Below are 18,872 nucleotides of genomic sequence, written 5' to 3' on the forward strand. Positions count from 1 at the left end.
AGTTCAGGAATATGTTGTATTACCTTTTTGATTACCTAGACAAGCAATGGAACATTCCGGGAGCAGGGGTATTTCAATATATTTCATTTCGCGTTTTTATGGCCATCATTACCTCCTTGGGAATAGCGGCAATCTGGGGTAAAGCAGTAATTTATCGCCTGCAACGACTTCAAATTGGAGAAGAAATACGTGATTTAGGTTTGGAAGGTCAAATGCAAAAGAAAGGAACACCTACCATGGGTGGATTTATTATCCTTTTATCATTGATTATACCCACCTTGCTTTTTGCTAAAATCACTAACGTATATATCGTATTGTTACTAACCTCCGCCATTTGGTTGGGTGCTGTGGGTTTCGCAGATGATTATATCAAAGTATTTAAAAAAAATAAAGACGGTCTATCTGGTCGTTTTAAAATAGTGGGTCAGATTGGCCTTGGGGTCATCGTCGGTTTGACCATGTATTTCAATGAGCATATCAAAGTGAGGTTGTTTTCTAAAGTAAGTGTTTTAGCGGATGGTACAGCTTTACAGACTTATACGGATCATAAATCTTTGATGACGACGGTGCCTTTTTTGAAGAATAACCAGTTCGACTACAACATGCTTTTGCCTGATTTTATACCGGACCATTATGTATGGGTGGTGTATGTTTTGGTAGTTATTTTTATCATCACAGCCGTTTCCAATGGAGCCAATATTACGGATGGTTTGGATGGATTAGCGGCAGGTACTTCAGTGATTATCGGTTTGACTTTGGCTATTTTGGCCTATGTATCAGGAAATAAAGTATTTTCTCAATATTTGAACGTAATGTTTATTCCCAATTCGGGAGAGCTGGCTATTTTTTGTGCCGCTTTCGTTGGAGCTTGTATTGGATTTTTGTGGTACAATGCCTATCCTGCCCAAGTGTTTATGGGAGATACAGGTAGTTTAATGTTGGGCGGAGTAATTGCCACGCTAGCAATTGTTATTCGTAAAGAGATGTTGATTCCTGTTTTATGCGGAATCTTTTTGGTAGAAAACCTATCAGTCATCATTCAAGTGGCTTATTTTAAGTATACCAAACGAAAGTATGGAGAAGGCAGGAGGGTCTTTTTGATGTCACCTTTGCACCACCATTTTCAAAAGAAAAATTACCATGAGGCTAAAATTGTTATCCGCTTTCTAATTGTGGGCATTATTTTAGCAGTTATTTCACTTGTCACCTTAAAATTGCGCTAAGCGCTACCAAGTTTTGAGTCAAATTCGCCTATTCCCAAGAAACAAATCTTTTCAAGAAATTATACCATTACCGGCTTCTAAGTCGGAAAGCAATCGTGCTTTGATTATCAATGCTCTAGCAGGAGGAGCATTATCCAATGTATCTAATTTGGCAGAAGCAAGAGATACACAAACCATGATTCGCTTATTGTCAGAAAATAGAGAGGTTGCAGATGTATTAGATGCAGGCACGACGATGCGTTTTTTGACGGCCTATTATGCCATTAAGGGACAAAAGAAAAAAATGACGGGTACGCCACGAATGTGTGAACGACCTATTGGTATTTTGGTTGATGCGCTTAGAACTTTAGGAGCAGATATCACTTATCTGAATAAAGAGGGTTATCCACCCATGCAATTGAATGGTTTTACCTTTGCAGGGAATAGAAATTTGTCCATTCGCGGAGATGTAAGTTCTCAATTTATATCGGCTATTTTGATGTTGGCACCCTTGTTGCCTGAAGGTTTGGAATTAACCATAACAGGTTCTTTAGGTTCAAAGCCATACGTAGAAATGACCTTGGCTCAAATGAAACATTTTGGTATTCAGGCCGAGGCAGATTGGAATAGGGCTGTGATTAATATCCCAGCACAACGTTATCAAGTGAATCCCTTTGCTGTAGAGTCGGATTGGTCTGGAGCCAGTTATTGGTATTCCATGGTAGCTTTATCTCCTTATGAGGATGCTTCCTTAGAGCTATTGGGATTAAAAGAGAATTCTTTACAAGGAGATTCCGCTATTCAGTATATCATGGCTGAAATGGGGGTTAAAAGTACATATACAGGTCGAGGATTTTTACTGACCAAATGTGAAGCAAAATCAAGCTTAGCTTGGGATTTTACGGATTGCCCAGATTTGGCTCAAACCATTTGTGTGGTAGCCACAGCTAAAAATATCCATTTGACACTTACAGGAATTGAGTCATTGAAGGTAAAAGAGACGGATCGTGTTTTTGCTTTACAACAAGAACTTAAGAAGATTGGAGGAAATTTAGTTGAGGTAGAACCATGTTTGAAATATGAATTATCAGGTTCCTTGACATTAAATGAGCAAGCGGTTCCTGAATTTGAAACCTACGATGATCACCGTATGGCCATGGCTTTTGCTCCGCTAGGTTTATTAGCTGAAATTGTCATTCATGAGCCAGGTGTAGTGGCAAAATCATATCCAAGTTTTTGGTCTCATATCGATAAAATATTGGATTCTAAGGAATAAGTAAATTGGATTTATTACAGTAGTATGTAGATATGTCTTGATTTTCACTTAGATTTGACAACCTTTGGAAGGTTGTCAAATCTACGCTCGACAAGGGTGAAATTGTTAAATCAACATCCTATGAAAAAAATCCTACTTATTCTATTGTGGGCGGTTCAGCCTATTTTAGCTCAAAAAACCATCATTCATTGCGGTAATTTAATTGATGTGAAAACATTGAAGGTCTTACCCAATATGTCCATTACAGTTCAAGGGAAAAAGATTGTCGGTGTATCATCGGGTTATATCAATCCTGAAAAAGGAGATATACTAATTAATCTGAAAAATAGAACCGTGATGCCAGGCTTAATCGACATGCACGTTCATTTGCGGAGTGAGACTAATCCCAATGCGTATTTAGATCGTTTTGTGAAAAATCCAGGAGATCAAGCCTATCAGGCACTAGTTTTTGGAAAGAAAAACCTAATGGCTGGATTTACCACTGTTCGTGATTTGGGAGGACTGATCAGCATAAGTTTAAGGAATGCCATCAATAGTGGTTTGGTGGAAGGACCAAGGATTTTTGCTGCCGGAGTTGCTATTTCCACTACCGGTGGGCATATGGACGGTACTAATGGGGTAAACCAATATTATACCAAAGATTTAGGGCCGGAAGAAGGCATTATCAATGGTGTAGATGATGCTCGCAAAGCAGTTAGACAACGTTATAAAGAAGGTTCTGATGTCATTAAAATTGCTTCAACGGGTGGGGTTTTGAGCTATGCCAAGGATGGTATGGGTGCTCAGTTTACGGTCGAGGAGGTTCAGGCTATCGTGCAAACGGCTAAGGATTATGGATTTAAAGTTGCAGCTCACGCCCATGGTGCAGAAGGAATTAAACGTGCTGTTTTAGGAGGAGTTAGCTCCATTGAACATGGAACCTATATGACGGAGGAGATTATGGAATTGATGAAAAAGCATGGCACTTATTATGTGCCAACAGTTATTGCAGGTAGATCAACAGCTGACTCAGCCAAAATTCCCAATTATTATCCAGAAGTGGTTCGTTTAAAAGCTTTGGCCATTGGTCCAATGATTCAATCTACTTTTGGTAAAGCGTATAAAGCAGGCGTTAAAATAGCCTTTGGAACAGATGCAGGAGTATTTGGCCATGGCAAAAATGCCCGAGAATTTGAGCTGATGCATGAAGCAGGCATGCCTGCACTAGAAACGATACAGTCTGCCACCGTTAATGCAGCTGATTTATTAGGTCAAAGTGATATGCTAGGTTCAATCGAGCCAGGCAAATGGGCTGATATCATTGCCGTAGAAGGAAATCCAGCGGAAGCCATCCAGTCGATGAGTCGAGTGAAATTTGTGATGAAAGAAGGTAAAGTCTACAAGAACGAATAAGATTTTCCAGCATGGGCTGGCTATTCGTGTTAGCTCATGCTTATCGTAAAGCGGGAACTTGTTTTTTTAGTAATTCAAATCCCCCAAAGAAAATACCTGAAAATAGGAATTGACTTACCAAGCTATTTTTCAAGAAAGGTAAGCCCATGGCGTAACATTGCATTAATCCATTCCAGTCTTTCGTGTACACTAATTCGTCACCTACAACTGCCGTACCTAGGCTAGGAAGGTTTAACCAAACTGCAAAATTGGAAAGTAAAAAGAAACCAATAACGGCTGCTAAATTAGATGCAAGGAAGTTTAATGCCGTAATCTTGTTTTTCAACATGTAGGTACCTAATAAAGAAATCCCCACAAATAGCGACATGTGTATTGGAGCGAAACCCAATGAAAATCCTTCGTAGTATTGTGGGTAAACTAGGTTGTTTAAGACTAAATTAGCCAACCAGATACTTAAAATAGTCCAAGAAATGGATTGGGATTTACTGCTAAAGTAGGCTCCAGCAAATAAGGCCATCGAAGTAATTGGAGAAAAATTAGCCCAAGCGGGTCCAGCCAATATTAAAAGTCGGCTAGCAACGGCTAGCAATAAAATGCAAATGAGAGTAAGCGTTCTTTTCGACATTATCTTAAAATTTGAAAGAATCTATTTTGGACTAGGAAAATAATTTCCAAAGGTAAAACAAAAGCCGTAATTTTATCCATTCGAATGGAATTTATGTATCAGGATTTGCCAAAAATTGGATTATTAGGGGGAGGACAGTTAGGACGCATGCTTTTACAAGCAGGCATTGATTTGGATTTTCAAATTTCTTGCCTAGATCCAGACCCAGAAGCACCCTGTCATCGCCTGGCATACGAATTTACACAAGGGTCTTTTCAAGACTTTGATACCGTATATCAATTTGGCCAAGCACATGATTTGATCAGTATTGAGATTGAACATGTCAATATTGATGCTTTAGAGAAATTAGCCTCTGAAGGGAAGCAAGTGTACCCACAGCCTCATTTGCTGCGAATGATTCAGGATAAAAGAACTCAAAAACAATTTTTTCAGCAATATGGATTTCCTTCGGCCGACTTCCGATTGATTGAGTCTCGAGAAGAAATAAATCAGCATCTAGATTTTTTACCAGCCTATCAAAAGTTGGGTAAAGGGGGATATGATGGGAAAGGAGTTCAGCTTATTGCTGATGCTTCTCAAATCGTTGAGGGATTTGATGCACCTGGCCTATTAGAAAAAGCAGTGGATTTCGATAAGGAATTGGCCGTCATTGTTGCGAGAAATATACATGGGGAAGTTAAGGCCTTTCCAGCAGTGGAAATGGTTTTTCACCCAGTTCAGAATTTAGTTGAGTTTTTAATTTCACCAGCCGCTATTTCAGATGAAATCGAAGCACAGGCAGTCGACATTGCAACTAGATTGATTCAAGAAATGAAAATGGTGGGTCTTTTGGCCGTAGAAATGTTTTTGACCAGAGACGGGCAGGTACTAATAAATGAAATTGCTCCTCGTCCACATAATTCGGGTCATCAAACGATTCGAGCAAATACCACTTCCCAATATGAGCAGCATTTAAGAGCCATCGCAGGCTTGCCTTTGGGAGATACCTCCACGACTGTTTTTGCGGGGATGTTGAATCTTTTAGGTGAGGCTGGGTATACTGGAAAAGTAAAATATGAAGGATTGGAGGAAGCATTAGCCATTCCAGGTGTTTTTCCATTTTTATACGGAAAAAAAATAACGAAACCCTTTCGCAAAATGGGGCATGTAAGTATTATTGGTGAGAGTAGAGAGGAAGTAGAGGAGAAAGCAAATCAAATTAAAAAAATCATTCGTGTTATTAGTTAAGCAGCAATAGATATGGTAGGAATCATCATGGGAAGTAGTTCAGATCTTTCGGTCATGCAAGATGCGATCGAAATCTGTAAGGAATTTGGGGTTGCATATGAGGTAGATATTGTATCTGCACATCGTACTCCTGTTAAAATGCTCCAGTATGCACAAACAGCAAAAGATCGGGGTGTCCAAGTAATCATTGCAGGTGCAGGTGGCGCAGCTCATTTGCCAGGTATGGTAGCTTCAGCCACAATTTTACCAGTCATTGGAGTTCCAGTGAAATCATCTAATTCCATTGATGGTTGGGATTCTGTTTTGTCTATTTTACAAATGCCCAATGGTGTTCCAGTGGCAACAGTTGCATTGAATGCTTCCAAAAATGCTGGAATCTTAGCGATACAAATGTTAGCTATTTCGGATCAAGCATTATCTCAAAAATTACTGGCTTATAAGCAAGATTTAATTGAAAAAGTGGCTGAGATGAGCCAAAAAACAAAATCAAATTTGTCATAATTCATGAAAAATCCTTTTTCATTCATTAAAGATAGTTCTACAGCCAAACTGCCTATTATCACCTTGCTGATATTATTGGCTACCTTATTGGGGCTGATGATGGTGGGCTATGAACATTTTTTGAGCCCGAAATCTGAAGAATTAGTCAAGGCAGAAAAGCTGAAAATGGAGGAGGATGAAACATTGTTGGATGATCCAACACCTATCATCATTGATTCTACAGAAGATTTGGAACCTGCTACTACTTCTTCAAATCAGGATGATTCTGCTGCTGCAGCACAACAAGCATTGGAAGAGCAGAAAAAAGAAGCTGAAGCAGAAAAAGTGCCTGAGTCAGAATCCCTAAAAAATGTTGGAGGTAAAAGTCATGCCTATACGGTGGAAAAAGGAGAGACATTCTTTGGTATAGCCAATCGTTTTGGATTAAAGCCTGATCAATTAAAAGCACTTAATCCAGGAGTTGATCCCAATGGAATTAAAGTGGGGGTAACGAAATTGAATGTTAAGATCCAAACTATTCATACAGTAGGTCCTGGGGATGTGCTTCGGGTAGTAGCTGCCAAATATGGCGTTTCCAAAAAATCTTTGATGGAGGTAAATCATAAAGATCAAGATATTACCTTACGCGGCGAGCAGCTGATTATCCCTTTACATTAATTTCTACTTCATGCGGAAAGCGCTAATACTCGTATTTCTGAGCATTATTTGCCACGCGGCTTATTCGCAATCTGTTATAAGAACCTGTCAAAATAGTCGATTGGATAGTCTTCAATGGAAGGATTTGGTATGGATGTTTGCTCAACAAGACAGTCTTTCTACGCTTGAACCGTTTCCCAATTTGACCCTTATTTTGGAAGACGCGCAAGGTTTGCGTACAGAAAAGATCTTTCAATCGGATAGCACTTTTCGGAAGAATGACTCGGTAGACGAATATCTAGCTCAACGAATACTAATAGATAAACCAGATCTCACGGCTTTTTGGGCTTTGGAATTAGCAGATGATATTAGCCTATTTAATTCCTTGAAGGATAGTTTACAGGCTAAATTCAAGTTCAAATATTATTCCATGCGCTATTCGTCGGAATCACGCTCTTTGAAACAACAATTATCCTTACAAAAACGAGGAAAATCTAAGATAGCCTTATCGATGCATAATTTTAGTTTAGCTGCAGATGTAGCTATTTATCGCAAAAGACGCTATTTGAAACGTGGATTGATGTATGATAAAATGGGCACTATAGCAAAAGACTTAGGCTTGTTTTGGGGAGGAGATTTTGTTGGATTCCCTGACTTAGGGCATATTCAGGCTTTCAAAAATTCGGCAGAGCTACTCCGTCAACATCCCAATTTGGCATTTGAATTTGAGCATTTTAAAAGTAATTATGAACAAATTTATGTTCAAAAAACCAGTATTGGGAGGGAAGACTTAGTTCAGGATACCAAAGACCTGTTGGAAGCTATGAATGAATTTCGCTTGCAGCAACCATGTCTTTGTGAGAGAGCTCAAACCATACCAGAAAATGCACAAGCTTGGTTGAAAATCTATCAGGAAAATCCTAAACCTAGGATTCACATTAATTTAAAGGAGCAATGGGCTTATGTGCAGCGAGGGAGCAATGGATATTTTTTCCCGCTTGGTTTTTGGCAGCGACAATCTACCATGTGAAAGAGTAACCTCTTAGAAATTCAGCTATTTTCATGCGTTTTTTCCCTTCCATCTGCCATTCCAAAATCTGAATGTAGCCATCTGCGCATCCTACCCTTAGGTAAGTTTTTTGATCCGAATCCCACACTCCAATACCTAAATCGGGTATGATTTCCGGATGAAATTCAACTTGAATGAGCTTACAGTTTTTCCCTTGAAACTGCGTGTGTGATCCAGGGAATGGATGCATACCACGAACTAAATTGACAATCTCTTGTCCCGTCTTTGACCAATGTACTTCTCCTGTTGCCCGATGTAATTTTGGGGCAGGTTTCATGTCACCATTTAGTTGCTGAGGTGTAGGATGGATATTGTTCTCTTGAATGGCTTGTGCTGTTTTAACGACCAATTTGGCACCTTTTTTCATCAAACGCTCATAGAGCTGACCGGTGGTGTCCGTCGGAGAGATAGATTCTTTTTCTTGAAATAATAAATCTCCTGTATCGATTTCGTGTTGCAAGAAAAAGGTGGTTACACCTGTTTCGGTTTCCCCATTAATCACGGCCCAGTGGATAGGGGCTGCACCTCGGTAATTGGGCAAAAGTGAAGCATGTAGGTTGAAAGTGCCATAAGGGGGCATGTTCCAAACTGCTTCTGGTAGCATCCGAAATGCGACAATCACTTGTAAGTCAGCTTGGTATGATTTTAATTCATCTAAAAAGGCAGGGTCTTTTAACTTGTGTGGTTGTAAAACGGGTAAGTTTTTACTTTCGGCAAAAACTTTCACAGGTGAAGCTTGAATTTGTTGGCCTCTACCTGCAGGTTTATCAGGGGCTGTAACTACGGCTACAACCGAAAAATTAGCTTCAATTAAAGCTTCAAGGCTAGCAACAGCAAAATCAGGAGTACCAAAAAAGACAATGCGCATATAGAAATGATCAATAATTCGGATATTCGAAATGATTTGGGAATCTCTCAGCTTTTTAATTACCTTTGCAGGGCAAAATAAACCGAATTACGTGTTATTTATAAAATATTTATTTTAGGAACGAATCCGAAGCAAAACTACGAATAAATTAAGTAGAACGGTCGGAGGCCGTTCTATTTTGTTTTTATCACCCTTTATAATTAATAAAGCATATGGCAAAGTTACAATATTACACCGCAGAGGCCCTAGATAAGTTAAAGGCGGAATTGCATCACCTAAAGATTCAAGGTAGATCAGATATGGCTAAGCAAATTGCAGAAGCGCGTGATAAAGGTGATTTAAGTGAAAATGCCGAATACGATGCAGCTAAAGATGCTCAAGGACTTTTAGAATTGAAAATATCTAAAATGGAAGAAATTGTGGCCAACGCTCGTGTTTTAGATGAATCAACCATCGATTTGTCCAAAGTGTCTATTTATTCTATTGTACAAATTAAGAATACAAAATCAGGTGCTGTCGTTACTTACACCATTGTGTCTGAAGAAGAGGCTGATTTGCGTTCAGGTAAAATATCAGCTTCATCTCCATTTGGAAAGGGATTGTTAGGAAAGAAGGTGGGAGATTTGGCAGAAATCCAAGCTCCAGCAGGTAAATTGGAATTTGAAATTATATCTCTTACTCGTTAATATTATCACATTCAAATCTTGAAATCCCAATCAAGCGATTGGGATTTTTTGTATTTTAGAGGATATGAATATTCATTTTGCCCATCCCATGTATTTATGGGCCTTATTGGGATTAGCCATACCCCTTTGGATGCATTTTTATCACAAAAAAGCAGCCAAAGTGCTATTTTATTCTGATTTAAGTTGGCTTGAAAAGATTCATCAAGAAGGCAAAGGTTTAAAACAGGTGCAGAAAATTTGGCTTTTAATAGCTCGATTACTCAGTCTGATATTTTTAATTTTAGGATTTGCTAATCCTCTTGGACCTATGTCTATCGGTCAAGGTTCTAATACTCAATTGGTGCTTTATGTTGATAATAGTCCAGCTCAAGTAATAGGATCAAGAAAAGCATATTTAGAGAAATCCCAAAGCCTTCCTTCTAGCCCCAATGGGCAAGCTCAATTGTTTTTCAATGATTTTGAAAGTCAAGATTTTGAGCCTAAAGCATGGCCTCAAATCAGGGAACAATGGAATCAACGTGGGCCAGGAATGGATCTTGTGAAGAATGCACAAGTATTGGCTCATGCCCAACAAATCGCTGAAGAAAATAATCAAGATCCCTTGTTGTATTGGTTTTCCGATTTTTCAAAGAATAAAGCCTTACCTCAGTTTCCTTCAAAAGGGAATTATGTCATACATCCATTGAAAGGGATTGATTATGATAATATATATGTGGATAGCCTACGTTTATCCACTAAATTTATTCGTCCTAATACCAGTTATGAATTGATTGTACGGTTGAAAAATGGCGGAACCAAATCTGCTAAAAACAGGCAAATGTCTTTGTATTTGAATGATTTCAAGATGGCTACCCAATCTGTTACCTTAGAGCCAGAAGAAGTGACCGAATTGCGTTTTCCATTTTCTTTGGCCAAATCGGGTCTTTATAAAGCAAAATTAATGTCGGATGATCCCGTAGCATTTGATAACAGCTTTTACTTCATGTTACAAAGTTCTGCGCCACGTAAAATTGATGTAGTTGGTAATCCCCAAAATCTGGAAAAGGTATTTGAGCAAGAGGAGTTTTTTGAATTCAAAGCTATTTCCGCGGCGGAGATATTGCCTTCACATTTGCCTGATGATGCATTTGTGTGTTTGGTGGGTGTGGAGGGAAGATCAGCTTCCGATTGGAAAGCATTAAATGCTTGGGTTGCTCAAGGACATACTTTGGCCATAATTCCTGATCAAGGTCCCAATGAGGCCGTTTTGCAAGATATCAATCGTTTTTTATCTGGAACAGGAAAGCAAATTGAAACAACCTCTCAATCCGAATTACCCGTTCAACAGGTTTCTACTCGGCAATCTTTTTTTCAAGAAATATTAGCTAAAAAGTTGTTGAATAATGCTGCTAAATTATGGACTTCCAAACCGCTTTGGGAGTGGAATCCAGGGAATGAAGTCTTGATTTCTTGGATGAATGGGAAGCCTTTTTTAGAAAAAATTAAGGTAGGTCAAGGAGCTGTATTTTTGTTTTCATCCCATGTACTTAGTCAGCAAGATAGATTTAATAAACACGGCTTATTTTTACCTGTTTGGCATGAAATGGTCTTATCCAGTGCTTTGAGTCCAGTTTTACATCAACGGATATCTTCCAAAGGAATAGAAATCAAGGCTAGCCCAGATTTTGTATATCAATCTGCGGAGAAAAGTTTATTGAGCTGGAATAAGCAAGGTCAAAACTTTATTCCAGAACAAAATTGGCTGGGGAAATCATGGCTATGTCGTATTCCACTAAGTATGATGCAGGATATAAGATCTGGGGCAAATGGTTTTATTGAGGCCCAAGTAGGTGGAAAAACAATGAGTATACTAGCTCTTAATTACCCGAAAGAGTTCAGTCAATTGGCTACCTATTCTGTTAAAGAATTAGAAGCGAATTATCAAGGTCAAAAGCAGGTAAGTATTAGTCAACAAGTTCCCTTGGACTTAGGGGAAGATAATCCTCAGGCAAGCTGGGCGATGCATTGTTTTGGGTTGGCCCTATTTTTCTTTTTGGTAGAAATGGTACTGGTTATTTGGAATAGTCGATTCTCAGGAACGAGCACCATAAATCGCTGATCCCACACGAACCATGGTTGAACCTAGCTTGGCGGCTATGAGGAAATCTCCCGACATACCCATGGACAATTCTTTCCATTCCACTAGGCCAGTCGAGTATCCTGTTTTATTAGTTTGAAGTTCGATAAATATATCATGTAAGGAGCTAAATTCGGCTACTATTTGTGCTTCATTTTCAGTAAAACTAGCCATTCCCATCAGACCGATGATTTTAATATGTTGCAATTCCGCAAACTCAGGACTGGATAATATGCTCAGTAATTCATTTTGATCAAGGCCAAATTTACTTTCTTCTTGAGCAATGTACATTTGAAACAGGCATGGAATGATACGCCCCAGTTTTTTCCCTTGTGCATTAATTTCCTTTAAGAGTTTAAAGGAGTCAACTGAATGAATCAAATGAACAAAAGGAGCAATATATTTTACTTTATTCGTTTGTAAATGACCAATCTGATGCCACCTGATGTCAGGAGGAAGTTGACTTTGTTTTTCTACCATTTCTTGTACTCGGTTTTCTCCAAAGTCTAGAATACCAGCTTCATACGTAGATTTCAATTCCTCAATACTTCGGGTTTTGGTCACGGCGATGAGTTTCGCAGAACTGGATTTCAATTGTGACAGTATCGTTGAAATATGTTGAGCGATGGACATGGTTGAAATTTGTAAAAGATTGAATGAAGAAAAAAATAAAAGTAAAATTAATTTATTATTTTTGATTCTAGGAGTATGATATACGTCGGCTCTTACAAGAAAAATTTGAACATGGAGTCAGATACTATGAGTTCCAAAGAGAAAAGTCAGCAGCGGGTTATTGGAGTGCTTTCTTTGCTTCTTCTATTAATGAGCGGGCTTTGGGTGTGTGAACATTATCAAATTCAACTGTTTTCCTTAGGTAAAACGGAGGGGAAGTTTGCGGAGAGTGCCAGTGAGCAACTGGATTCTATCTCGAAGCAATTGCAATTGCGCATGATTCAAATCAAGAAATTAGGTGGACGAGTGAGCGAGTTAGAAATTGCTCGTGAACAAATTTTGGGGGATAAAAAGGAATTAGCTGAAAATCCTAAAATGAATGAGGCTGATTTTAAGCATAAGTTGGCTTATTATCTGCGTTTATTGGGGTTGAAAGATCAGGAAATTAAGAAATTAAGAAAAGAAAATACCTTTTTGTTAGCCAGAAACGATTCCTTAAGTCGTGAGGCAAAATTATTGCAAGATGGTTTATCCAATGTTCAGAAAGCCTTGAAAGATTCCTCAGAAACATTCGGTTTAAAGCAAAGAGAGTTAAATGAGCGATCTAGGATTTTGGAAGTAAGAAATCAAGAGCTGGTAGAAAAGGTATCTGTTGCCGCAGCATTGCGAGCAGAGGGAGTGAATGTGTATGCTATTTCATCCCGAGGTAAAGAAGTTGGGATTCATAAATCGAAAAAAATAGATAAGATTCGGGTTATTTTCCACTTGCAGGAAAATCCATTGGCTTCTAAGGAAGTAAAAACGATTTACTTACGCATTATAGAACCGACGGGGCAGACATTGTCGGATTATTCATTGGGTTCAGGAACTTTAAGTTTTAAGGGAAAGGAGCTTTCATATACAGCCAAGCAGCGTATATTTTATGAAAACAATCACCAGTCTGTAGAATTTATTTATGCTAGATCAGTCCCTTACCGAGAAGGGAAGCATGAAATTGAGTTATATGCAGAAGGTTTCCTGATTGGCCTTGGTTCTTTCGAAGTTAAATAAGCAATTATTTCTTACAAGTTTTTGATTGTGAAGTATTTTTGATACTTTTGCAGTCCAATTTTAATTTTTTACTAACAACAATTTTTTATGGAATTAAAAAACTATGAGACGGTGTTCATTTTAACTCCCGTTTTGTCTGAGCAACAGACAAAGGACGCCGTTGAAAAATTCAAGAAAGTGTTGGTAGATAACGGTGCACAAATTGTTCACGAAGATGCATGGGGCTTACGTAAGTTGGCTTATCCAATCCAGAACAAGCACACAGGTTATTACCAGATTTTTGAATTTTTAGCGGCACCAGCATTAATTGCTAAGCTTGAACTTGAGTACAAGCGTGATGAGAAGGTTATTCGCTTCTTAACATTAGCCCTTGACAAGCACGCAGTTGCGTATAATGAGAAAAAGAGAAAAGGTTTAGTAGGTAGAAAACCAGAAAAAACAGAAGCATAAGATGACACTTGTAAACGAACCTGTAGATAAAAATAGTAATCGTAAGAAATATTGCCGATTTAAGAAGTCGGGTATTAAATACATTGATTTCAAAAATCCAGATTACTTATTAAAGTTAGTGAACGAGCAAGGAAAAATCTTGCCTCGTCGTATTACTGGTACTTCGTTGAAATTTCAACGTAAAGTTGCGCAAGCAGTAAAAAGATCTCGTCACTTGGCCTTAATGCCATATGTAGCTGACGGTTTAAAATAGACCAGGTAAATCCTAATAACATTTGATTTTATACAAAAATGGAAATAATATTAAAAACGGATATTGCTGGATTAGGCTACAAGAACGATGTCGTGGTTGTGAAACCAGGTTATGGTCGTAACTACCTAATTCCACAAGGTTTTGCTATGATGGCAACACCGTCCAACCGCAAAGTCTTGGCTGAAAACATCAAGCAAGCGGCACATAAAGTGGAAAAAATTCGTCAAGATGCTGCTGATTTAGCTGCTGCTATTGGTGACTTGAATTTAACGATTGTTGCTAAAACTGGTGATAGCGGTAAAATCTTTGGTCGCGTAACTAGCCTTCAAATCTCGGAAATGTTGAAAGAAAAAGGATTCGATGTAGATCGTAAGAAAATCTCATTCGATAGCGAAGTAAAAACCATAGGTGATTACGCTGCTACTTTGGATTTACACAAAGAAGTGAAGCACAAAGTAACTTTCTCTGTTGTTTCTGAATAAGAAATAATTAGAAATTGATAGGAAGTCGTATCGGAGCTAATCTGGTACGACTTTTTTTATAGGGTTGTTTTACTGTTGCTTTGTCAACATGAGATAAAGTAAATAAAAAAGCCCCTCGGATTTCCGAGGGGCTTTAATTGATTTTAAGAAGAATTATTTTCCTAAAGCTGTTTTTAAATTTTCATCTAAAGCTGTCAAGAATTCTTCTGTATATAAGTAATGTTCGCCATGTTGAACTTTGTTTCCATGGATACATACGGCTAAATCTTTTGTCATTTTTCCAGACTCAACTGTTTCAACACAAACTTTTTCTAAAGTCTGGCAGAAATTAATCAAGGCCTGGTTGTTGTCCAATTTACCACGGAATTCTAAACCACGAGTCCATGCAAAGATCGAAGCGATTGGGTTCGTAGAAGTAGGCTTTCCTGCTTGGTGATCGCGGTAGTGACGAGTCACCGTTCCGTGAGCAGCTTCAGCTTCCATCACTTTTCCATCTGGTGTAATCAACACAGAGGTCATTAATCCTAATGAACCAAAACCTTGTGCTACAGTATCCGACTGAACGTCACCATCGTAGTTTTTACAAGCCCAAACAAAATTACCATTCCATTTTAAGGCAGAAGCCACCATGTCATCAATTAAGCGGTGCTCATATACGATACCTTTCGCATCGAATTGAGCTTTGTAATCTGCTTGGAAGATTTCTTCAAAGATATCTTTGAAACGACCATCGTATTTTTTCAAGATGGTATTTTTCGTAGACAAGTAAAGAGGCCATCCTTTGCTCAAAGCCATGTTAAAGCATGAGTGAGCAAAACCGCGGATAGATTCATCGGTGTTGTACATCGTTAAAGCTACACCATCACCTTTAAAGTTATATACCTCAAAAGTCTGAGCATCACCACCATCTTCAGGAGTGAAAGTAACCGTTAATTTACCTTTTCCTTTGGTTACAAAGTCAGTTGCACGGTATTGATCTCCAAAAGCGTGACGACCAATCATGATAGGAGCTGTCCAGTTAGGGACTAAACGAGGAACGTTAGCACAAACGATAGGCTCTCTAAATACTGTTCCATCCAAGATGTTGCGGATAGTACCGTTGGGAGACTTCCACATTTGTTTTAAATCAAATTCCGTTACACGAGCTTCATCAGGAGTGATGGTTGCACATTTGATACCTACACCATATTTCTTGATTGCCTCAGCAGCCTCAATCGTTACTTGGTCATTGGTTTCATCGCGGTATTCTACACCTAAGTCATAGTACTTAATATCTACATCTAAATAAGGTAAGATCAATTTATCCTTGATGAATTTCCAAATGATTCGGGTCATTTCATCGCCGTCCAGTTCTACGACAGGGTTAGCTACTTTAATTTTTTCCATTGTTTAATACAAGTAAATGATGTTACGTTCACAAAATTACCAGACCACGTCTTGATAATCTTGCAAAGGTAAAGACTAAATCTTTTTTACTCCATTATTTCAGGCTAAATTTGAAGAATTTACGAATAAATTTTTCATGGAGACGATTATTAAAATTGCATGTAAGGATGAGAAGGGTTTGGTTCACAAAATCACAGGTATCTTATTTGAACAATTAGTCAACGTGACTCGAACCAATGAGTTTGTGGATGAGGAGTCGGATCGTTTCTTTATGCGTATTTCCTTTACGGGTCTTTGTGATTTGGCTTTAGTTCAAGATCAATTGTACTCTATTTTACCTGAGCAAGCTGAAGTGGAAATTATTCCACCTAAGCAAAAGCGGGTTTTAATTTTAGTAACCAAAGAGCACCACTGTTTGGGCGAATTATTGATTAAGTACCAATACCAAGATCTGAATTTTAAAGTGGAAGCTGTTATTGGGAATCATGAAGATTTAGCCCCTTTGTGTCAACAATTTCATGTACCCTTTCATTTTATTTCAGCGGAAGGAATGGATAGAGAGGCTCATGAAGGATTAGTCAATCAGCAAATTGCTTATTATCAGCCTGATTTAATTGTATTGGCTAAATACATGCGGATTCTAACGCCTCAATTCTCTTTGAAATATATAGGTAAGTTAATCAATATACATCATTCCTTTTTGCCAGCTTTCATTGGGGCTAGACCATATCAACAAGCCTTTAATCGGGGCGTGAAGATCATTGGTGCTACGGCCCATTTTGTGACGGACGATTTAGATGAGGGCCCAATTATTTGTCAGGAAATTGTCCCAGTCAACCATACTTATTCAGCTAAGGATATGTCCAAGGCGGGGAAAGATGTAGAAAAAATTGTCTTAGCCAAGGCTTTACGTTTGGTTTTGGAGGATCGAGTGTTTATTCATCAAAACAAGACCATACTTTTTGAATAATTTTTGCTTGAAAAAGCGTAAATTGCATTCCCTTTTTTTAATCGATTCAAAATTATGTTTGAGAATTTAAGTTCGAAGTTAAACTCTGCCATGCGTACCCTGAAGGGGAATGGCCGAATTACTGATGTCAATGTAGCGGCAACTGTGAAGGAAATTAGAAGAGCCTTGATGGATGCCGACGTGAACTATAAAGTTGCCAAAGAAATAACTGATCGGATTAAGGAGCAGGCTTTGGGGCAAAAGATTTTGATTTCGGTGGAACCAGGTCAATTGTTGGTGAAGATTGTTCATGAGGAGCTGACTCAATTGATGGGAGGGCAAAAACAAGAAATCAATCTAAAAGGTGATCCTTCGGTAGTATTGATTGCAGGTCTTCAAGGTTCTGGTAAGACTACTTTTTCTGGAAAATTAGCTCAATACATTAAAAAGGGAGGTCGCCAAGTTTTATTAGTAGCCTGTGATATTTACCGTCCTGCGGCGATTGATCAGTTGAAAGTATTGGGTGAGCAAGTTGGGGTAGAGGTGTATGCGGAACCTGAGAATAAAAATGCCGTTAGCATAGCTGAGAACGCATTGTCTTATGCCCGAAAGATGGGTAAGAAAGTCGTGATTGTGGATACCGCCGGTCGTTTGGCCGTGGATGAAGCCATGATGAATGAAATTGCGGCTGTAAAAGCAGCCATTAAGCCAACGGAGATTTTGTTTGTGGTAGATTCCATGACAGGTCAAGATGCGGTAAATACAGCTAAAACCTTCAATGATCGTTTGGATTTTGATGGGGTGGTATTGACCAAATTGGATGGTGATTCACGAGGTGGGGCGGCATTATCTATCCGTCAGGTGGTAGAAAAGCCAATCAAGTTTATCTCTACCGGCGAAAAGATGGAAGCTTTGGATCAGTTTTATCCTGATCGTATGGCTAACCGTATTTTGGGTATGGGTGACGTACTTTCCTTGGTAGAAAGAGCACAGCAAGCATTTGATGAGGATGAGGCAGCTCGATTGAACAAGAAGATTCGTCAGAATAATTTCTCATTTGAAGATTTTTATGCGCAGTTGCAGCAAATCAAGAAGATGGGGAATATCAAGGATTTGATGGGTATGGTACCGGGCATGGGACAAGCTGTGAAAGATGTGGATATTTCCAATGATTCATTCAAGCCAATTGAAGCCATTATTCAATCCATGACCTTGAAAGAGCGTCAAAATCCAGATATATTGAACCCTTCCCGTAAAAATCGTATTGCAGTGGGTTCGGGAACTTCGATTCAACAAGTGAATAATCTGTTGAAGCAATTTGAAGATATGCGTAAGATGATGCGTATGATGAATAAGGTTCAAGATGGTAAGATGAAAATGCCGAATATGGCCAATATGATGAAGCGATAAGCTTTACCATGATGATATAGAGAAAGGGAGCTTCGGCTCCCTTTTTTGTTGGTTTATCTTGAAGGTGGATTAGTTTCTTGGATTTCGACAAGATGTGTTAATGCATCCAACATGTAGGTAATAGGTGAAATAATTAGAAATGCGTAGGCCATGACTTTGGAATTGATTTTATAAACTAATGGAAAACTTACGGCCATCATACTTAATGTAAAATGAGGGATTTTATACCGAATTAATACCACTTTCATGTGAATGAAAGGTTTATTTGCTGAAATAATTAAAGCTTTTGATTTGATTAGTCCAAAGAAAACCAATCGTAATTTGTAATGGCCATAGCCTTTGGATATGCTCCACAAGGAAATGTCATCTTGTAATGGGAAGATAACACCATTAACTTCCAATTTGGTTGGAATGATATGGGTAAAGTACGCTGGTACTTTATGTAAATAAAGAATCGTATTCAATGTATTAGTGGTTAATGTATTATAAAGAATTCCCAAGCTTAGGCAGGGGGCTTATTCACTATGCCAAAATATGGATTTTATAGAAGGAACAATAGGGGGATAAATAAATTATAAGTTTACTGATAATTTTTTATCAATAAACTTATAATTTAATACAA

Annotated in this window: 20 protein-coding genes; 15 read left to right on the top strand and 5 right to left on the bottom strand. The window is 38.5% G+C overall.

What is annotated here, in order from left to right; all coding sequences use genetic code 11:
• Positions 1–11 precede the first annotated feature (11 nt).
• The 3 genes from mraY (at position 12) to HME7025_RS02435 (ending at position 3,870) form a co-directional block, all read left to right on the top strand.
• Positions 12–1,223, top strand: coding sequence for a phospho-N-acetylmuramoyl-pentapeptide-transferase (gene mraY, locus HME7025_RS02425; protein WP_109322109.1), 1,212 nt, complete (start codon positions 12–14; stop codon positions 1,221–1,223).
• Positions 1,224–1,236: 13 nt separating this feature from the next.
• Complete coding sequence (locus HME7025_RS02430) at positions 1,237–2,478, top strand: 3-phosphoshikimate 1-carboxyvinyltransferase (RefSeq protein WP_109322110.1); 1,242 nt, start codon at positions 1,237–1,239, stop codon at positions 2,476–2,478.
• A 120-nt stretch (positions 2,479–2,598) separates the two neighbouring features.
• Entirely contained in the window at positions 2,599–3,870 is a 1,272-nt protein-coding gene (locus HME7025_RS02435; protein WP_109322111.1) for a metal-dependent hydrolase family protein, read from the top strand.
• A 40-nt stretch (positions 3,871–3,910) separates the two neighbouring features.
• Here the strand turns inward: HME7025_RS02435 and HME7025_RS02440 are convergent, their stop codons facing one another.
• Complete coding sequence (locus HME7025_RS02440) at positions 3,911–4,495, bottom strand: DUF6580 family putative transport protein (protein WP_109322112.1); 585 nt, start codon at positions 4,493–4,495, stop codon at positions 3,911–3,913.
• An 84-nt stretch (positions 4,496–4,579) separates the two neighbouring features.
• Here HME7025_RS02440 and HME7025_RS02445 point away from each other — a divergent pair, with 84 nt between their 5' ends.
• The 4 genes from HME7025_RS02445 to HME7025_RS02460 are packed head-to-tail and all read left to right on the top strand — an operon-like array spanning position 4,580 to position 7,889.
• Complete coding sequence (locus HME7025_RS02445) at positions 4,580–5,722, top strand: 5-(carboxyamino)imidazole ribonucleotide synthase (RefSeq protein WP_109322113.1); 1,143 nt, start codon at positions 4,580–4,582, stop codon at positions 5,720–5,722.
• A 12-nt stretch (positions 5,723–5,734) separates the two neighbouring features.
• Complete coding sequence (purE, locus tag HME7025_RS02450; RefSeq protein WP_109322114.1) at positions 5,735–6,223, top strand: 5-(carboxyamino)imidazole ribonucleotide mutase; 489 nt, start codon at positions 5,735–5,737, stop codon at positions 6,221–6,223.
• A gap of 3 nt (positions 6,224–6,226) precedes the next feature.
• On the top strand, positions 6,227–6,880 hold the full coding sequence (locus tag HME7025_RS02455; RefSeq protein WP_109322115.1) for a LysM peptidoglycan-binding domain-containing protein: 654 nt from the start codon (positions 6,227–6,229) through the stop codon (positions 6,878–6,880).
• 10 nt (positions 6,881–6,890) lie between these two features.
• Positions 6,891–7,889 (top strand): M15 family metallopeptidase, encoded by a 999-nt coding sequence (locus HME7025_RS02460; RefSeq protein ID WP_109322116.1) that lies wholly within the window; start codon positions 6,891–6,893, stop codon positions 7,887–7,889.
• Here the strand turns inward: HME7025_RS02460 and fmt are convergent.
• On the bottom strand, positions 7,879–8,796 hold the full coding sequence (gene fmt / locus HME7025_RS02465; RefSeq protein ID WP_109322117.1) for a methionyl-tRNA formyltransferase: 918 nt from the start codon (positions 8,794–8,796) through the stop codon (positions 7,879–7,881). The two genes, HME7025_RS02460 and fmt, sit on opposite strands and share 11 nt — an antisense overlap.
• A gap of 212 nt (positions 8,797–9,008) precedes the next feature.
• On the opposite strand from fmt, the gene greA reads away from it, so the two are divergent.
• A complete protein-coding gene (gene greA / locus HME7025_RS02470) occupies positions 9,009–9,482 on the top strand; it encodes a transcription elongation factor GreA (protein WP_109322118.1) in 474 nt (157 codons plus the stop codon).
• Positions 9,483–9,546: 64 nt separating this feature from the next.
• Entirely contained in the window at positions 9,547–11,580 is a 2,034-nt protein-coding gene (locus HME7025_RS02475; protein ID WP_109322119.1) for a BatA domain-containing protein, read from the top strand.
• On the opposite strand, the gene HME7025_RS02480 is transcribed toward HME7025_RS02475, so the two are convergent.
• Positions 11,554–12,231 (bottom strand): YggS family pyridoxal phosphate-dependent enzyme, encoded by a 678-nt coding sequence (locus tag HME7025_RS02480; RefSeq protein WP_109322120.1) that lies wholly within the window; start codon positions 12,229–12,231, stop codon positions 11,554–11,556. The two genes, HME7025_RS02475 and HME7025_RS02480, sit on opposite strands and share 27 nt — an antisense overlap.
• A gap of 111 nt (positions 12,232–12,342) precedes the next feature.
• Here HME7025_RS02480 and HME7025_RS02485 point away from each other — a divergent pair, with 111 nt between their 5' ends.
• The 4 genes from HME7025_RS02485 to rplI all read left to right on the top strand — a co-directional run bounded on the left by HME7025_RS02485 (position 12,343) and on the right by rplI (position 14,505).
• Positions 12,343–13,320, top strand: coding sequence for a hypothetical protein (locus HME7025_RS02485; protein WP_130924556.1), 978 nt, complete (start codon positions 12,343–12,345; stop codon positions 13,318–13,320).
• 87 nt (positions 13,321–13,407) lie between these two features.
• Positions 13,408–13,770: a 30S ribosomal protein S6 gene (gene rpsF, locus HME7025_RS02490; protein WP_109322122.1), complete on the top strand. Its 363-nt coding sequence runs from the start codon at positions 13,408–13,410 to the stop codon at positions 13,768–13,770.
• Position 13,771: 1 nt separating this feature from the next.
• Complete coding sequence (rpsR, locus tag HME7025_RS02495; protein WP_109322123.1) at positions 13,772–14,023, top strand: 30S ribosomal protein S18; 252 nt, start codon at positions 13,772–13,774, stop codon at positions 14,021–14,023.
• 38 nt (positions 14,024–14,061) lie between these two features.
• Positions 14,062–14,505 (top strand): 50S ribosomal protein L9, encoded by a 444-nt coding sequence (rplI, locus tag HME7025_RS02500; RefSeq protein WP_109322124.1) that lies wholly within the window; start codon positions 14,062–14,064, stop codon positions 14,503–14,505.
• A gap of 153 nt (positions 14,506–14,658) precedes the next feature.
• Here the strand turns inward: rplI and HME7025_RS02505 are convergent, their stop codons facing one another.
• Complete coding sequence (locus HME7025_RS02505; RefSeq protein ID WP_109322125.1) at positions 14,659–15,891, bottom strand: isocitrate dehydrogenase (NADP(+)); 1,233 nt, start codon at positions 15,889–15,891, stop codon at positions 14,659–14,661.
• A 136-nt stretch (positions 15,892–16,027) separates the two neighbouring features.
• On the opposite strand from HME7025_RS02505, the gene purU reads away from it, so the two are divergent.
• Together purU and ffh are read left to right on the top strand one after the other, a co-directional pair.
• Positions 16,028–16,861 (top strand): formyltetrahydrofolate deformylase, encoded by an 834-nt coding sequence (purU, locus tag HME7025_RS02510; protein WP_109322126.1) that lies wholly within the window; start codon positions 16,028–16,030, stop codon positions 16,859–16,861.
• A gap of 54 nt (positions 16,862–16,915) precedes the next feature.
• Positions 16,916–18,250, top strand: coding sequence for a signal recognition particle protein (gene ffh, locus HME7025_RS02515; RefSeq protein ID WP_109322127.1), 1,335 nt, complete (start codon positions 16,916–16,918; stop codon positions 18,248–18,250).
• Positions 18,251–18,303: 53 nt separating this feature from the next.
• Here ffh and HME7025_RS02520 read toward each other — a convergent pair whose 3' ends face one another.
• The gene (locus tag HME7025_RS02520) at positions 18,304–18,714 is read right to left on the bottom strand and encodes a hypothetical protein (protein ID WP_154401917.1); all 411 of its coding nucleotides are present in this window, start codon (positions 18,712–18,714) and stop codon (positions 18,304–18,306) included.
• Positions 18,715–18,872 lie beyond the last annotated feature (158 nt).

The organism is Aquirufa nivalisilvae, assembly GCF_003143535.1.
GTDB lineage: Bacteria > Bacteroidota > Bacteroidia > Cytophagales > Spirosomataceae > Aquirufa > Aquirufa nivalisilvae.

Bases quoted from the DNA above. Each gene is read 5' to 3' on its own strand.
- purU (WP_109322126.1), top strand. From the start codon at position 16,028: ATGGAGACGATTATTAAAATTGCATGTAAGGATGAGAAGGGTTTGGTT.
- HME7025_RS02480 (WP_109322120.1), bottom strand. From the start codon at position 12,231: ATGTCCATCGCTCAACATATTTCAACGATACTGTCACAATTGAAATCC.
- HME7025_RS02435 (WP_109322111.1), top strand. From the start codon at position 2,599: ATGAAAAAAATCCTACTTATTCTATTGTGGGCGGTTCAGCCTATTTTA.
- HME7025_RS02445 (WP_109322113.1), top strand. From the start codon at position 4,580: ATGGAATTTATGTATCAGGATTTGCCAAAAATTGGATTATTAGGGGGA.
- greA (WP_109322118.1), top strand. From the start codon at position 9,009: ATGGCAAAGTTACAATATTACACCGCAGAGGCCCTAGATAAGTTAAAG.
- HME7025_RS02485 (WP_130924556.1), top strand. From the start codon at position 12,343: ATGGAGTCAGATACTATGAGTTCCAAAGAGAAAAGTCAGCAGCGGGTT.
- rplI (WP_109322124.1), top strand. From the start codon at position 14,062: ATGGAAATAATATTAAAAACGGATATTGCTGGATTAGGCTACAAGAAC.
- rpsR (WP_109322123.1), top strand. From the start codon at position 13,772: ATGACACTTGTAAACGAACCTGTAGATAAAAATAGTAATCGTAAGAAA.
- mraY (WP_109322109.1), top strand. From the start codon at position 12: ATGTTGTATTACCTTTTTGATTACCTAGACAAGCAATGGAACATTCCG.
- fmt (WP_109322117.1), bottom strand. From the start codon at position 8,796: ATGCGCATTGTCTTTTTTGGTACTCCTGATTTTGCTGTTGCTAGCCTT.
- purE (WP_109322114.1), top strand. From the start codon at position 5,735: ATGGTAGGAATCATCATGGGAAGTAGTTCAGATCTTTCGGTCATGCAA.
- HME7025_RS02460 (WP_109322116.1), top strand. From the start codon at position 6,891: ATGCGGAAAGCGCTAATACTCGTATTTCTGAGCATTATTTGCCACGCG.
- HME7025_RS02475 (WP_109322119.1), top strand. From the start codon at position 9,547: ATGAATATTCATTTTGCCCATCCCATGTATTTATGGGCCTTATTGGGA.
- ffh (WP_109322127.1), top strand. From the start codon at position 16,916: ATGTTTGAGAATTTAAGTTCGAAGTTAAACTCTGCCATGCGTACCCTG.
- HME7025_RS02505 (WP_109322125.1), bottom strand. From the start codon at position 15,891: ATGGAAAAAATTAAAGTAGCTAACCCTGTCGTAGAACTGGACGGCGAT.
- rpsF (WP_109322122.1), top strand. From the start codon at position 13,408: ATGGAATTAAAAAACTATGAGACGGTGTTCATTTTAACTCCCGTTTTG.
- HME7025_RS02440 (WP_109322112.1), bottom strand. From the start codon at position 4,495: ATGTCGAAAAGAACGCTTACTCTCATTTGCATTTTATTGCTAGCCGTT.
- HME7025_RS02455 (WP_109322115.1), top strand. From the start codon at position 6,227: ATGAAAAATCCTTTTTCATTCATTAAAGATAGTTCTACAGCCAAACTG.